Origin of the sequence: Propioniciclava sp. (assembly GCF_029977985.1) — a bacterium.
GTDB lineage: Bacteria > Actinomycetota > Actinomycetes > Propionibacteriales > Propionibacteriaceae > Propioniciclava.
In genome coordinates this window covers 1-13,976 of sequence record NZ_JARKOT010000231.1, presented here as the reverse complement: position 1 = coordinate 13,976, position 13,976 = coordinate 1, and the positions used below count along the sequence as shown (strand labels likewise).

15 protein-coding genes are annotated in these 13,976 nt (G+C 71.8%); 10 read left to right on the top strand and 5 right to left on the bottom strand.

The window, feature by feature from the left end; all coding sequences use genetic code 11:
• Positions 1 to 90 precede the first annotated feature (90 nt).
• The 6 genes from Q1K57_RS13150 to serA all read left to right on the top strand — a co-directional run bounded on the left by Q1K57_RS13150 (position 91) and on the right by serA (position 6,386).
• Positions 91 to 1,647, top strand: coding sequence for an ABC transporter substrate-binding protein (locus Q1K57_RS13150; protein WP_300083367.1), 1,557 nt, complete (start codon positions 91 to 93; stop codon positions 1,645 to 1,647).
• A gap of 32 nt (positions 1,648 to 1,679) precedes the next feature.
• A complete protein-coding gene (locus Q1K57_RS13145) occupies positions 1,680 to 2,633 on the top strand; it encodes an ABC transporter permease (RefSeq protein ID WP_300083366.1) in 954 nt (317 codons plus the stop codon).
• Positions 2,630 to 3,442, top strand: coding sequence for an ABC transporter permease (locus Q1K57_RS13140; protein ID WP_300083365.1), 813 nt, complete (start codon positions 2,630 to 2,632; stop codon positions 3,440 to 3,442). Before Q1K57_RS13145 ends, Q1K57_RS13140 begins: the two co-directional genes overlap by 4 nt.
• On the top strand, positions 3,439 to 4,287 hold the full coding sequence (locus tag Q1K57_RS13135; RefSeq protein WP_300083363.1) for an ABC transporter ATP-binding protein: 849 nt from the start codon (positions 3,439 to 3,441) through the stop codon (positions 4,285 to 4,287). The genes Q1K57_RS13140 and Q1K57_RS13135 overlap by 4 nt, the downstream gene beginning before the upstream one ends.
• The gene (locus tag Q1K57_RS13130; protein ID WP_300083362.1) at positions 4,284 to 5,102 is read left to right on the top strand and encodes an ATP-binding cassette domain-containing protein; all 819 of its coding nucleotides are present in this window, start codon (positions 4,284 to 4,286) and stop codon (positions 5,100 to 5,102) included. The genes Q1K57_RS13135 and Q1K57_RS13130 overlap by 4 nt, the downstream gene beginning before the upstream one ends.
• 66 nt (positions 5,103 to 5,168) lie before the next feature.
• Positions 5,169 to 6,386, top strand: coding sequence for a phosphoglycerate dehydrogenase (gene serA, locus Q1K57_RS13125; RefSeq protein WP_300083361.1), 1,218 nt, complete (start codon positions 5,169 to 5,171; stop codon positions 6,384 to 6,386).
• On the opposite strand, the gene Q1K57_RS13120 is transcribed toward serA, so the two are convergent.
• The 4 genes from Q1K57_RS13120 to Q1K57_RS13105 are packed head-to-tail and all read right to left on the bottom strand — an operon-like array spanning position 6,387 to position 10,146.
• Positions 6,387 to 7,208 carry an inositol monophosphatase family protein gene (locus tag Q1K57_RS13120; protein ID WP_300083360.1) on the bottom strand — a complete coding sequence of 274 codons (822 nt, stop codon included), beginning with the start codon at positions 7,206 to 7,208 and terminating at the stop codon, positions 6,387 to 6,389.
• 45 nt (positions 7,209 to 7,253) lie between these two features.
• Positions 7,254 to 8,267, bottom strand: coding sequence for a ribosome small subunit-dependent GTPase A (gene rsgA, locus Q1K57_RS13115; protein WP_300083359.1), 1,014 nt, complete (start codon positions 8,265 to 8,267; stop codon positions 7,254 to 7,256).
• Entirely contained in the window at positions 8,264 to 9,541 is a 1,278-nt protein-coding gene (gene aroA / locus Q1K57_RS13110; RefSeq protein WP_300083358.1) for a 3-phosphoshikimate 1-carboxyvinyltransferase, read from the bottom strand. The genes rsgA and aroA overlap by 4 nt, the downstream gene beginning before the upstream one ends.
• A 2-nt stretch (positions 9,542 to 9,543) precedes the next feature.
• Entirely contained in the window at positions 9,544 to 10,146 is a 603-nt protein-coding gene (locus tag Q1K57_RS13105) for a DoxX family membrane protein (RefSeq protein WP_300083356.1), read from the bottom strand.
• A 77-nt stretch (positions 10,147 to 10,223) separates the two neighbouring features.
• Here Q1K57_RS13105 and Q1K57_RS13100 point away from each other — a divergent pair, with 77 nt between their 5' ends.
• The 3 genes from Q1K57_RS13100 to Q1K57_RS13090 all read left to right on the top strand — a co-directional run bounded on the left by Q1K57_RS13100 (position 10,224) and on the right by Q1K57_RS13090 (position 13,002).
• Positions 10,224 to 10,961: a sigma-70 family RNA polymerase sigma factor gene (locus tag Q1K57_RS13100; protein WP_300083414.1), complete on the top strand. Its 738-nt coding sequence runs from the start codon at positions 10,224 to 10,226 to the stop codon at positions 10,959 to 10,961.
• The gene (rsrA, locus tag Q1K57_RS13095) at positions 10,958 to 11,221 is read left to right on the top strand and encodes a mycothiol system anti-sigma-R factor (protein ID WP_300083355.1); all 264 of its coding nucleotides are present in this window, start codon (positions 10,958 to 10,960) and stop codon (positions 11,219 to 11,221) included. Before Q1K57_RS13100 ends, rsrA begins: the two co-directional genes overlap by 4 nt.
• Before the next feature lie 323 nt (positions 11,222 to 11,544).
• Positions 11,545 to 13,002: a PAS domain-containing sensor histidine kinase gene (locus tag Q1K57_RS13090; protein WP_300083354.1), complete on the top strand. Its 1,458-nt coding sequence runs from the start codon at positions 11,545 to 11,547 to the stop codon at positions 13,000 to 13,002.
• Positions 13,003 to 13,077: 75 nt separating this feature from the next.
• On the opposite strand, the gene Q1K57_RS13085 is transcribed toward Q1K57_RS13090, so the two are convergent.
• Positions 13,078 to 13,326 carry a WhiB family transcriptional regulator gene (locus tag Q1K57_RS13085; RefSeq protein ID WP_300083353.1) on the bottom strand — a complete coding sequence of 83 codons (249 nt, stop codon included), beginning with the start codon at positions 13,324 to 13,326 and terminating at the stop codon, positions 13,078 to 13,080.
• A gap of 172 nt (positions 13,327 to 13,498) precedes the next feature.
• Between Q1K57_RS13085 and Q1K57_RS13080 the strand changes: the two genes are divergently transcribed.
• Complete coding sequence (locus Q1K57_RS13080) at positions 13,499 to 13,891, top strand: hypothetical protein (protein ID WP_300083352.1); 393 nt, start codon at positions 13,499 to 13,501, stop codon at positions 13,889 to 13,891.
• Positions 13,892 to 13,976: the final 85 nt, after the last annotated feature.

The following is a 13,976-nucleotide window of genomic DNA, read 5'->3' as shown; positions in this document are numbered from 1 at the left end:
GTTGCCATCCGGGTGGCCAAATCCGGGCCCCGCGAGGATCGGTTGTATAAGCTGACCGCGCCGTTCCGGCCCGTTCACCAGGGGGATCTCATGTCGCCAGCGCCATCCGAGCCGTTCCGGTTCTCGCGACGGTCGTTGCCGCTTGTCGCAGGCATGATCGCGGCGGCAGCCACGTCGGCGTGCACCACCGGGCCGGCACCCACGGCGTCCGGCACCACGGGCTCTCCGGCGACCCCGGCGGTCCGCAGGCGACTGGTGATCGGAGCCACCGCCGAGCCCCCCTCGCTGGACCCCACGGCCTACGCGGCGGCGGCTGGCGCGCAGGCGCTGCTCTACAACGTCTACGAGACGCTGCTGAAGCTCGACCCGGAGGGGAATCTGAAGCCCCTGCTGGCCCGTGCGTGGGATCTGTCGCCCGATCGGCTCACCTACACCTTCCAGCTCAACCCGCTGGCGCACTTCGCCGACGGCACCCAGGTGACGGCCGACGCGGTCAAACAGAACATCGAGCGCATCAAGACGCAGCCGGTGGCCGCGAAGCTGACGACCTCGATGTCGGTCGTCGACACGGCGGTGGCCGTGGACGCGACGACGCTCGAGGTGCACCTCACCCGCCCGTCGATCCTGTGGCTCTACGACATGGCCTCCACTGCCGGCATCGTCATGAACCCGGCGGGTTTCACCGACGCCGCGACAGCCACGGCCGGCTCCGGCCCCTTCGCCGTCTCCGCCTGGACCCCCGGTGACTCGATCACCCTGGATCGCAACGCCAACTACTGGGGAACGCCCGCCAGCTTCGACGAGGTGGTGTTGCGCTACATCAGTGATCCCAACGCCCTCAACGCGGCCCTGCTGAGCGGCCAGATCGACGTGATCAGCAACCTGCAGGCGCCGGACGCCCTCGCCCAGTTCGCCGACACCAGCAGGTTCACCGTGATCGAGGGTACGACCAACGGAGAGGTCGTCCTCGGCCTGAACAACGCGACTCCGGCGCTGGCCGACCCACGCGTGCGGCAAGCGCTCACGATGGCGATCGACAAGAGGGCGCTCGTCGCCACGACCTGGGCTGGGAAGGGCGTCGTCCTCGGTTCGATGTCGGTGCCCACGGATCCCTACTACGAGGACCTCACCGGCCTGTTCCCCTACGACCCCGAGCGCGCGAAGCAGCTGCTCGCGGAGGCCGGTCAGACCAACCTCACGCTCCGCCTCAAGCCCGCCGCGTTGCCGTACGCCACCCGCGCGGCCCAGTTCGTCGCCAGCCAGTTGGCGGCCGTCGGTGTCACCGCCCAGATCGAGGAGCTGCAGTTCCCGAACCGCTGGAGCGAGGTCGTGTACACCAACGCCGACTACGACATGACGATCGTCGCCCACGTGGAGGCGCGCGACCTCGTCACCTTCACCAACCCCAACTACTACTGGCGCTACGACAACCCGGCGCTGGACACGCTCGTCGAGCAGGCGGACGCCGGCACGATGGAGGAGTTCGTGGCCGGCATGAAGGCGGCGGCGAAGCTGCTCGCAGAGGACGCCGCCGCCATCTGGCTCTACTGCCTGCCGAACCTGGTGGTCACCCGGGCCGGGATCACCGGCATCCCCACCAACGCGACCTCGTTGTCGTTCGACGCCACCACCATGGCGAGCGCGTAGAGGATCGGGTCCTGACCCCCCGACGGGCCGGCGTGGGGCTGGCCATCGGCATCCGGCTGGGCGTTTTCGCGCTCAGCCTGGCCGTGGCGTCCGTCGTGATCTTCGTCGTCACCCAGGCGCTGCCGGGGGACGTGGCGCGCGTCCTGCTCGGCGACGGGGCGTCCCCCGAACAACTGGCCGCCAAACGCGCCCAACTCGGCGTCGACCGACCGCTCGCCGCCCAGTACGTCACCTGGATCGGCGGCATGCTGGCCGGCGACTTCGGCACCTCGTGGACCTCCAGCCTGCCCGTCGCCGGACTCATCGCCCCACGCATCGGCGTGACCGCATGGCTGGCGTCGTTCGGACTGCTCCTCGCAGCGCTCGTCGCTGTCCCGCTCGGAGCGGTCGCGGCCTTGAAGCGACGACGTCCGGCCGGATTCGTCACGTCGGCGGCGGCGCAGGTGGGGATGGCGATCCCGGCGTTCTGGGCGGGCATTCTGCTCGTCCTGGTGTTCGCCGTGACGCTGCGCTGGTTCCCCTCCGGCGGCTACGTGCCGCTGGGCACCGACCCGATGGGGTGGGCGTCCCACCTCGTGCTGCCCGTGCTGTCGCTCGGGCTCGTGCAGGGCGCGGTGCTGATCCGGTACGTCCGGTCGGCCTTCCTCGAGGTCCTCGGCGAGGACTACTTCCGTACCGCCCGCTCCATCGGCTGGACGCCGTGGCGCGCGCTGGCCCGCCACGGCCTCCGCAACGCCGCGGTCTCGCTCGTCACCGTCATCGGGCTCCAACTCGCGGCCGTGCTCGTCGGCGCCATCGTGGTGGAGCGCGTGTTCGTTCTGCCCGGCTTGGGTTCGCTGCTGCTCCAGTCTGTGACGAGCTACGACCTCGTCACCGTGCGCGGGGTCGTCATGCTGCTCGTGTTCTCCGTCCTCGTCATCAACGCGCTCGTCGATCTGAGCTACGTCGTCATCGACCCGCGCCTGCGCACGGGGGTCGATCGGTGAAGCGGCTGGAGCTCGCGGTCGGCCTCGTCCTCGTCGTCCTCGTCGTCGGGATGGCCCTGCTCTCCTATGCGTGGACGCCCTTCGACCCCACGGCGGTCCTGTCCGCCCCGCCGCTCCAGGCCCCCGGCTGGCCGCACGTGCTGGGCACGGACGGCATGGGCATCGACATCCTGAGCCGCATCCTGGTGGGCGCCCGGTCGGCCATCTACGTCGGCGTCATCGCGGTCGGGCTGGCCGCGGTGGTCGGCGTCCCGCTCGGCTTGCTGACCGCCCAGCTGCCGCGTCCGCTCGCCGAGGCCGTCCTGCGCGCCACCGACATCGCCTACGCTTTTCCGGCGTTGTTGCTGGCCATCTTGTTTGCGGCAGCGTTCGGCGGGTCCACCGAGACCGCGATGGCGGCCATCGGCATCGCATCGATCCCCGCTTTCCTGCGGGTCAGCCGGGCGGGGGCGCTGAGCGTGCTGGCGTCCGACTTCGTCCTGGCTGCCCGCTCCTGCGGGACGCCGCGCCTCGCCATCACCGGCCGCCACGTCCTGCCCAACATTGCGCCCCTCATCGGCGTGCAGGCGTCGGTGACGTTCGCGCTCGCGATCCTCGCCGAGGCGGCGCTGAGCTACCTCGGTCTCGGCACGCCGCCCACGACGCCCTCGTGGGGCCGCATGCTCATGGACGCGCAGACCTACCTCTTCAACGCCCCGCTGCAGGCGCTGTGGCCGGGCCTGGCGATCGCCGTCGCCGTGCTCGGTTTCAACCTCGTCGGCGACGGCCTGCGCGATTTCCTCGATCCCCGGCTGCGGGACGTCGCATGACCGCCCCGGCGGGCGCCGGGGGCGCCCTGCTCCAGATCACCGACCTGACGGTGGCGTTCGGACGCCGCCCGCCCGCCGTCCGGGGCGTCACCCTCACGCTCGGCGCCGGCCGCCGCTTGGGGATCATCGGCGAGTCGGGCTCGGGGAAGACCGTCACCGCGCTGGCCGTCATGGGTCTGCTGCCCGACACGGCCCACGTCACCGGGTCGGTCCGGCTCGGCGGCCGCGAGCTGGTCGGCCTGCCCGACAAGCAGATGGCCCGGTTGCGCGGCGACGTCGTGAGCATGATCTTCCAGGAACCCATGACGGCCCTCGATCCCACGATGACCGCCGGCCGCCAGGTGGCCGAGGCGTTCCGGCTGCACCGCGGCGCCGACGCCGGCCGCGCCCGCGACGCCGTGCTGCGCATCCTCGGCGAGGTCGGCTTCGAGGACCCAGCCCGCGTCGCCGACAGTTACCCGCACCAGCTCTCCGGTGGCCAGCGGCAGCGCATCGTCACGGCGATGGCTCTCGTCAACGCGCCCGACCTCGTCATCTGCGACGAGCCGACGACGGCGCTCGACGTGACGGTCCAGGCACGCGTTCTCGGCGTCCTCGACGCGGTGTTGGACGCCGCCGGCGCGGCCTGCCTGTTCATCAGCCACGATCTGGCGGTCGTCTCGGGTGTCTGCTCCGACGTGGTCGTCATGCACGACGGCGTGATCGTGGAGGCCGGCACGGTCGACCAGGTGCTGCACGCCCCCCGGCACCCGTACACCGCCGGGCTCGTGGCCGCGGCCCGCCTCGATCTCGTCGAGCCCGGCGCCCGCCTTCCCACGGTCGAGGACGGCGGGTGGACGCCATGAGCGCGCCGCTGTACGAGGTGGAGCACCTGACGCGCGTCTATGGCCGCGGCGAGCGGCGCGTCGTCGCGCTGGACGACGTGGGCCTCACGGTCGCCCGGGGACAGCGGCTGGGCATCGTGGGGGAGTCGGGCAGCGGCAAGTCCACTCTCATCCGGCTCATGGCGGCGCTCGACCGGCCGACAGCGGGGACGGTCCGGTTCGCGGGCCAGCAGGTCAGCGGCACCCCGGAGCGCGCGCTGGGCTTCCTCCGCGCTCGCGTGCAACTCGTCTTCCAGGATCCGCGCGCCTCTCTCGACCCGCGCATGCGCATCGGGACGATCATCGCCGAGCCGTTGCGAGCGCCCGCGATCCAGGGTGAGCTGGCTCGGCGCGGTGTTCCCGTCGACCGCTCGGCCCGGGAGGCCCGGGTCGCCGACCTGCTCGCCGCCGTCGGTCTGCCGGCGGACGCCGCCGGTCGTTTCCCGCACGAGTTCTCGGGCGGCCAGCGCCAGCGTGTCGCGATCGCCCGCGCGCTCGCGCCGGGGCCGGAGGTTCTCATGGCCGACGAGGCCGTCTCGGCGCTCGACGTGTCCGTGCGCGCCCAGGTGCTGAACCTTCTCATGGACCTCGTCGCCTCCCTCGGCCTCACCCTCGTGTTCATCAGCCACGACCTGTCCGTCATCCGGCACGTGTGCACCGATGCGATCGTCCTCCAGGGCGGCCGCATCGTAGAGGCCGGGCCGACGGCGTCCGTCTTCGCGCAACCGCAACACCCGTACACGGCCGGGCTGCTGGCCGCGGTGCCCCGGTTCGGGGCACGCCCTTGGGACGACTGAGTGCGCGTTGGCCCGGGCACCTCGTTTCGGCTCTGTGCAGAAGCGCCGCGTCCTAGACTCGCGCGGGTGAGGGCCGGTGCGACGCGGGTATTGCTGCTGGAGAACATCCACCCGGAGGGGGTGCGGGTGCTGACCGAGCGCGGGTTCGAGGTGGAGACGCACCCGTCGGCCCTGGCCGAGGACGACCTGATCGAGGCGCTGGACGGCGTGGGATTGCTCGGCATCCGCTCCACCACGCAGGTGACGGCCCGGGTGCTCGCTGCGGCGCGGCACCTGAGGGCCATCGGTGCCTTCTGCATCGGCACGAACCAGGTCGACCTGGAGGCCGCCACCGAGCACGGCGTCGCGGTCTTCAACGCGCCCTACTCCAACACGCGCAGCGTCGTCGAGCTGGCCATTGGGGAAATCATCGCGTTGGCCCGCCATCTCACCGACCACGACGCCCGCATGCACGCCGGACAGTGGGTGAAGTCGGCCGTGGGCAGCCACGAGATCCGCGGCAGGACGCTCGGGATCGTCGGCTACGGCAACATCGGCAGTCAGCTGTCGGTGGTGGCCGAGTCGCTGGGCATGCGGGTCAAATACTACGACGTCGTCGACAAGCTGGCTCTCGGCAACGCCGAACGCTGTGAGAGCCTCGCGCAGCTGCTCGCCGAGGCCGAGACCATCAGCCTGCACGTCGACGGGCGGCCGGCGAACCGCGGCCTGTTCGGGGAACGGGAGTTCGCGCTCATGCGGCCCCGGTCGCTGTTCCTCAACCTGTCGCGCGGGTTCGTCGTCGACACGGGCGCGCTCAAACGACACCTCGATTCCGGACACCTGGCAGGTGCCGCCGTCGACGTCTTCGAGACCGAACCCAAGAGCAACGGTGAGGAATTCTCCAATCCGCTGCGCAACACCCCCAACGTCATCCTCACGCCGCACATCGCCGGCTCGACGCTCGAGGCCCAGGAAAACATCGGCGTGTTCGTCGCCGGGAAACTGGCCGACTACGCCGACCACGGCGCCACGGTCCTGAGCGTCAACCTGCCCGGTGTGCCCGCCCCGCGCCCTGCGGCGTCCGAGGCAGGGCATCGCATCCGGCACCTGCACCGCAACGTGCCGGGCGTGCTGGCGACGCTGAACACGATTCTCGCCGCCCACGGCACGAACATCGAGCACCAGACGCTGGCCACCCGCGGTTCGGTCGGCTACGTGGTCCTCGACGTGTCCGGTACCGCCGACGACTCGGTCGTCACCGCCTTGCAGGCGATGCCCGAGACCATCCGCGTCGACGTGGACTGATCAGTCGAGCGCCTCGAGGTCGCGGGTGGGCTCGGTGGGCTGCAGCGCGGCCAGCACGGCGTCGTGAAGCAGCCCGTTCGTCGCGAGGGCCCCGGGGCCGCCGACACCGGGCGCGCCGTCGATGCTCGTGAACCGCCCCCCGGCTTCGCGGACGATGACGTCGAGCGGCCCCATGTCGTGCAGGGCCAGTTCGGGTTCGGTGGCGATGTCGACGGCCCCTTCGGCGACGAGCAGGTAGCTCCAGAAGTCGCCGAACGCGCGCGTGCGCCACACCTCGCGCATCAGATCGACGAACTCCTGACCACGGCCGGAGTCGACCCAGCCGTGGATCGACGAGTAGGACAGGAACGCGTCGTGCACGGCGCCGACCGAACTCACCTGCAGCCGCGTGGCGCTCGCCAGTGACTTGCCCGTGTAGGCGCCGGCGTCCTTGGAAGCCCACCACCGGCGTTGCAACGCGGGTGCCGACACGACGCCCACGACGACCTCATCGCCCTCCATGAGCGCGATGAGCGTCGCCCACACCGGGACGCCGCGCACGAAGTTGGCGGTGCCGTCGATCGGGTCGATCACCCAGCGGCGCGGTCCCCAGCCGGTGTCCTCGCGCTCCTCGCCGTGCACGGCGTCGCGCGGACGCGTCCTGGCCAGCACCTTGCGGAGGGCGTCCTCGACGGCGGTGTCGGCGTCCGTCACCTCGGTGAGGTCCGGCTTGGTCGAGACCTGGAGGTCCTGCGCCTTGAACCGCGTGGTGGTGATCTGGTCGGCGGTGTCGGCGAGGACGTGCCCCAGGCGCAGATCGTCCACGTACGAGTGCTCAGCCATGCTGGCAGCCTAGGGCAGGGGGACGCCGCGGGCGCGGCGCCACCCTCACGCGCGGTAGGACTCCGGCGCCATCCACACCCTCTCCATGCGCCGGAACGACTCCAGCCGTTCGGGGCGGAGCCGGCCAGCCGCGACGGCGGCGTCGAGGGCGCATTCGGGTGCCGCTGAGTCGTGCCGGCAGCCGCGAGGGCACTCCTCGACGAGGGCGGCGAGATCGTCGAAGGCGGCGAGGATCGAGTCGGTCGTCACGTGGGACAGCCCGAAGCTGCGGACGCCCGGGGTGTCGATCACCCAGCCGCCCGGGTGGGGCAGTTCGAGCGCCACCGCCGATGTGGACGTGTGCCGACCGCGCCCCGTGACCTCGTTCACGTGCCCGACCGCGCGGGCGGCGTCCGGGATGAGCGCGTTCACGAGCGTCGACTTGCCGACGCCCGAGTGACCGACGAACACGGTGCGGTGGCCGGCCAGGAGGCCGCGCAGGGTGGTGAGGTCGGCGCCCGGCTGGACGACGACGGCCGGGATGTCGAGGCCCGCGTAGGCGGCCAGGAGGGCGTCCGGGGCAGCGAGATCGGCCTTGGTGAGCACGAGCAGCGGGTCGAGGCCCCCGTCGTAGGAGGCCACGAGGATGCGGTCGATCATGCCCATGCGCGGCGGCGGGTCGGCGAGCGCGGTGACGATCGCGAGTTGGTCGGCGTTGGCGACGATCGGCCGCTCGAACGGATCGTCGTCGTCCGCCGTGCGACGCAGGACCGTGTCCCGGTCCACCACCTCGACGATGCGCGCCAAGGTGCCCTCGGCGCCGGACGTGTCGCCGACGACACGGGCCCGGTCCCCGACGATGACGCCCTTGCGGCCGAGCTGGCGCGCCTTGGTGGCGAGCGCGGTGCGATGACCGGCAGCGGTGTCGAGGACGACGGTGTACCGGCCGCGGTCGACGCCCACCACGATGCCGACCTCCGCTGCCGAGTAGTCGGGCCGGTCCTTGGTGCGGGGCCGGGAGCGGCGCGCGGGCCGGCCGAAGCCGTCCTCCTCGTCGCGCTCGGCGCGGCGGGGGCTCACGCGCCCACCAGCGTCCGCCAGAGGCCGTCGAAGTCGGCGAGGGTCTTGGTCGTGGCGCCCACGTCGTCGAGTCGGATGCCCGGCACGGCCAGCCCGAGCACGGCTCCCGCGTGGGCCATGCGGTGGTCGGCGTAGCAGTGCCACGGTCCGCCGGTGAGCGGTGCCGGCTGCACGAGGAGCCCGTCGGCGGTCTGTTCCACTCCGGCCCCGCGGGCGCCCAACTCGGCCTCGAGGGCGGCGAGCCGGTCCGTCTCATGGTGTCGGATGTGGCCGACGCCCCTGATGCGGCCAGGTCGGTCGGCCAGCGCCAGCAGCGACGCGGCGATGCACGTCAGCTCGCTGGCGCGGGTCAGGTCGAGGTCGGCGCCGGTGACGACGCCGCTGCCGTGCACGGTCACCGTGTCGTCACCGTGTTCGACGCGCCCCCCGAGCGCGGTGAGCGTGTCGAGGATGTTTTCGGCCGCCTGCGCGGTGTGCCGCGGCCAGCCCACGGTCACCGCGCCGCCCGTGACCAGAGCCGCCGCGAGGAACACCGCGGCGTTGACGAGGTCGGGTTCGATCGCCTCGTCGCGGGCGGCGATGGGGCCGGGTTCCACGCGCCAGGTCGGCCCGGACGCCGTCGCGGTGACTCCGCGGTCGGCCAGCATGGCGAGAGTCAGCGCGACGTGGGGCGGCGAAGGCACGCGGTCGCCCTCGTGATGCAGCGTCAGGCCAGCCTCGAAGCGGGCGGCGGGCAGCAGCAGCCCGGACACGAACTGGCTGGACGCCGACGCGTCGATCCGGGCGCTCCCGCCCGGCACGTGCCCGACGCCGTGGACGGTGAACGGCACCGCGTCGGGGTGGTCGATGCGGACGCCGGCCTGGGCGAGCCCGTCGAGCAGTGGCCGGATCGGCCGCGCGGACGCCTCGGGATCGCCTGTGAACCGGCTCGCTCCGTCGGCGAGCGCGGCAACGCCGGGGAGGAACCGCATCACGGTGCCGGCCAGGCCGCAGTCGACGTCACCGGCGGCGAAGGCGTCCGGAGGCGTCACCCGCACGGCGGCGTCCGGCAGGTCGGAGAAGCCGACGCCGAACGCGGCCAGCCCGGCCCGCATCAGGCGGGTGTCGCGGGCGTCGAGGACGCCGGTCAGGACCGAGGGTGCGTCGGCGAGGGCCGCGAGGACGTAGGAGCGGGCCGTCCCCGACTTTGAGCCGGGGACGACCAGAGCCCCGCGGACCGGACCCGACGGGGTCGGGGCGATCCACGGGGCCGCGGGGGAGACGGGAGCGGGCAACGTCAGGGCAGCTTGGACTCGAGGCTCTTGCGGGCGACCTTCGCCTGCAGCCGGGCCTGCTTCTTGAAGGCCTTGAGGTCCTTTCCGGCCAACTGGGTCATGTGCGAGGCGTCCTTGGCGACCGACTTGGCCGCGCGGTCAGCCTGGCGGGCGAGCCGGACGCGGGTGTCGTTGGCGCGCCAGGCGAGGCTGGGGCGTCCCTTGGTGTCCTGGGACACGACGAGGGCGGCACCCAGCAGGGCCAGGTTGCGAACGACGAGGCTACGCGCGGTGTCCTTGTCGAGCGTGGAGCTCTTCGCGGCCGCCACGTGGGGCAGCATCGAGAGCGCGGCCAGCGCACCGCCGCCCTTGGTGGAGATCCCGGTCACCATCCCGAGACCGCCGAGCACGGACGCGACGCCGTTGAGGCGCACGAGGGTCGCGGTGTCGCGCGGCACGTAGGCGGCCGCCTCGTCGGGCAGCGCGCGCTGGGCCAACGGAACGACCTTGTCGGCAAGCGGCTGTGCGGCCGCGACGAAGGGTTCCGGGTCGCGCACGGCCTTGACACCGTTGGCAATGAAGAAGCCGCCGAGCAGGATGCGGCCGACACCACGCAGAAGGTTCATGGACCATTCCTACCACCCAGCGCTGACGAGCGGGAATATCCGGACGGCCGAAGCGCGTTCGGGGCTGTGTGACGACGATGGTGGCGACCCCGGTGGCGGCGGCGCGGGCGGCGGTGCATCCGCTGCTCGGGGTAGGCTCGTACGTGATGAACCTGCCCAGCACCGACACCCCGCTCGACACCACGCTCGCTACCGACACCCCGATCGACACCGAGGCCACGCTCGTCGACCCGGCCACCGAGACGGAGGCCGAACGCGCCGAACGCTTCGAGCGGGACGCGCTGCCCTACCTCGACCAGTTGTACGGCGCGGCCCTGCGCATGACGCGGAACCCGGCCGATGCCGAGGACGTGGTGCAGGAGGCTTACGCGAAGGCGTTCGGCTCGTTCCACCAGTTCAGGCCGGGCACGAACTTGAGGGCGTGGCTGTACCGGATCCTCACCAACACCTACATCAACAGCTACCGCAAGAAGCAGCGCCAACCACAGCTCGCGGGCGGCGAGGACGTCGAGGACTGGCAGCTGCACCGGGCCGAGCAGCACAGCTCGACGGGGCTGCGCAGCGCCGAGATGGACGCCCTCGACAACATGCCCGACTCCGTGGTGAGCGAAGCGATGAACGCGCTCAGCCCCGACTTCCGGCTCGCGGTCTACCTGGCCGACGTCGAGGGCTTCTCCTACAAGGAGATCGCGGAGATCATGGGGACGCCGATCGGCACCGTCATGAGCCGCCTCAATCGCGGGCGCACCCAGTTGCGTGGCATGTTGGCCGAGCACGCGGCGTCCTACGGCATCGGGACGGGGGGGGCGGAATGACCGAGCTCCCGGAGGAGTGCCAGGCGCTGGCGTTGCGCATCCATGAACTGCTGGACGGCGAGCTGGACGAGGCCAAGGCCGACGAGCTGCGGGTGCACATCGACGCGTGCGAGCGGTGCATCGCGGTCGCCGAGCTCGCGGACAAGCTCAAGTCGATGGTCCGCCGGTCCTGTTCCGGGCAGGTGGCACCCGCGGGGCTACGCGCCCGCATCGTGACGCAGATCACCTACACGCGCATCCAGATCCGCCCCGAGGGCTGAATCGCAGACCGTCGGCGGCTTGCGTCGACAACCCGGCGGTTCGTGCCGCGGTCTCCCCCGACAACGTCGAAGGCCCCTCCCCGGAGCGGGGAGGGGCCTCGGCTGTCCGGAGCGGTGCTCAGGCGTTGGGACGCTTGCCGTGGTTGGCGGCGTTCTTCTTGCGGGACCTGCGCTTGCGGCCACCCTTACCCATGGTGTCTCCTCAGTGGTTCGTGGCGCCCCCGTCAGGACGCATCGACCCATTCTCGCATGCGCCGGCGACTGCGGAAAATCGGCGATGGGCGTGGCAGAGTGGGCTTCCGCCAGAGCCGTACCATGACGCCATGCTCATGCTCGCCGACGTCGTCGCCCAGCACTGTGACCTGTCGGGCGAGGACACGCTGTGGCTGGCCGGCCTCACCGACCAGTGGGATCTGCTGGCCGACCTGTCGTTCTCCGACCTCATCTTGTGGGTGCCGGACGTGGACGACAACGTGTTCTGGGCGGCCGCCCAGTGCCGGCCGAACACGGGTCCGACGGCGCTGGAGGACGACGTGGTCGGCGAGGAGGTCGCCTACGACCCCGAACACCTCGTGACCGAGGCCTACCTGAGCCGCACGATCACGTCCATCGGCCACAACCAGCTGCGCGCGGGTATCCCGGTCGACGTGCACGCTGTCCCCGTCCTCCGGTCCGACCGCGTCATCGGCGTCGTCGAGATGCACACGAACCGCATGGGCGTCCGCGCCCGGGGCCTGCTCGAGGACACCTACCTCGAGGGCGCCCAGCTGTTGGCGGGCATGGTGCACCGCGCCCACTACCCGGTGATGGGCGACAAGCCTGTCCCGTGGAGCAGCCCCCGGGTCGGCGACGGACTGTTCCGCGTCGCCGCCGACGGCACGATCCTGTATGCGTCCCCGAACGCCGTCAGCGCCTACCGGCGGCTCGGGTGGGTCGGCGACCTCGTCGGGGAGAACTTCGCCGACGTCACCGGCTCCCTCGCAGCCGCTCCGCGCGAACCGGTGGAGGAGGCGTCCGGCCCGCTGCTCGCGCCGCGCCGCGCCCGCGAATCCGATCTCGAGACGCGGACGGCCGTCGCGCGGCTCCGCACCGTCCCCCTGGAGGGGGAGGACGGGCCGCAGGGCTGGCTCGTCCTGTGCCGCGACGCCACCGACCTGCGCGCTCGCGAGCGGCAGCTCGTCACGAAGGACGCCACGATCCGAGAGATCCACCACCGGGTCAAGAACAATTTGCAGACCGTCGCCGCCCTGCTCAGGCTGCAGGCACGCCGCACATCGAGCGAGGAAGCCATCGGCGCCCTCTCCGACGCGCAGAAGCGTGTCTCGGCGATCGCGGTCGTGCACGAGATCCTGTCGCAGGGTTTCGACAGTTCGGTCCAGTTCGACGACGTGGCCGACCGCCTCATGACCATGGTGCGCGACGTGGCGTCCACGAGTTCGATGGTGTCGATGCAGCGGCGGGGGAGCTTCGGGTCGATCCCCGCCGATGTGGCGACGAACCTGTCCCTGATCTTCACCGAGGTCGTCCAGAACGCCCTGGAACACGGCGTCCAGGCCGACGCCGGCCGCGTCGAGGTGCACCCTCATCGCCTGGGGGCGTGCCTCGTGGTGGACGTGACCAACGACGGCGAGCCGCTCCCCGGTGGTTTCAGCCTCGACGACGAACACTCGCTCGGGCTGTCGATCGTCCGGGCGCTCATCGCCGATCTGGACGGCTCGTTCGAGATGGAACCCCTGCCCGACGGGGAGACGCGGGCGCGCATCTCGGTCCCGCTGGGCTGATTGGGGCGGACGCCTCCGGCGCGGCCTCGTCCGGACGGCGCCTGCGCGGGCTCGTCCAGGACGCCGAGCGCTCGGTCAGCCGCGCACGCGGGCGCGGGCGTTGCGGCGCTTCATGGCGCGCCGCTCGTCCTCGGACAGGCCGCCCCACACGCCGTGGTCCTGCCCGGCCTCCAGCGCCCACGCGAGACACTCGGCGCGCACGTCGCACCGTTGGCAGACCTTCTTCGCCTCCGCGATCTGCATGATCGCAGGACCGGTGTTGCCGACCGGGAAGAACAGCTCAGGGTCCTCGGTCAGGCACGCCGCCTTATGGCGCCAGTCCATGGTGCAACCACTCCTTGGTGCGGAAGAGAACGGAAGTTCAACGAGCACCCCGGTGGTCCGGCTGGTGCGACTGTCCAGACTGCCAATTCCGGGACGCGAAAACAAGGGTGACGCCATGGTTGCCGTGGGGAGTTGCCGTCCGCCCGGTGTTGCCCTGCGTACAGTGGGGCCGATGACCGTGCCGATCCCGCCGCCCGAGGCCGCCCGTCCGCGCCCGTGGGGACTCGTCGTCGCCAGCGTGGCGACGGCCGGGTTCGCGGTCTTCTTCGTGGTCATGGCGGGCCTGTCGCTGGCGGGCGGGCACGGCGAGTTCAGTGGGCACATCGCCCTGGGCCTGGTGGTGTGGGCGCTGCTGGTGGGGGTCGCAGCGGTGGTGCTGTGGCGCCGGCTCCGCTGGGCACGGGGGCCGGTCGTGGCGGTCGGCCTGTTGCACTTGCTCGCGTTCGGCCAGTCGACGCTCGTGACGCCGTGGGCGGCGGTCGGGGCCCTCGCCGCGCTGCTCGCCGTCGTCGGCGCCCTGTGGCCCAGCACCCAGGCGGCCCTGGGCGAGCACGTGGCGCGGTGATGCTGCGGACGCCCCCCGCGCGCGGGTGCCCCCCTGTGTGACGGTTGGGGCTCACGAAGAGGGCGCTACAGCGCCCTCTTCGTGA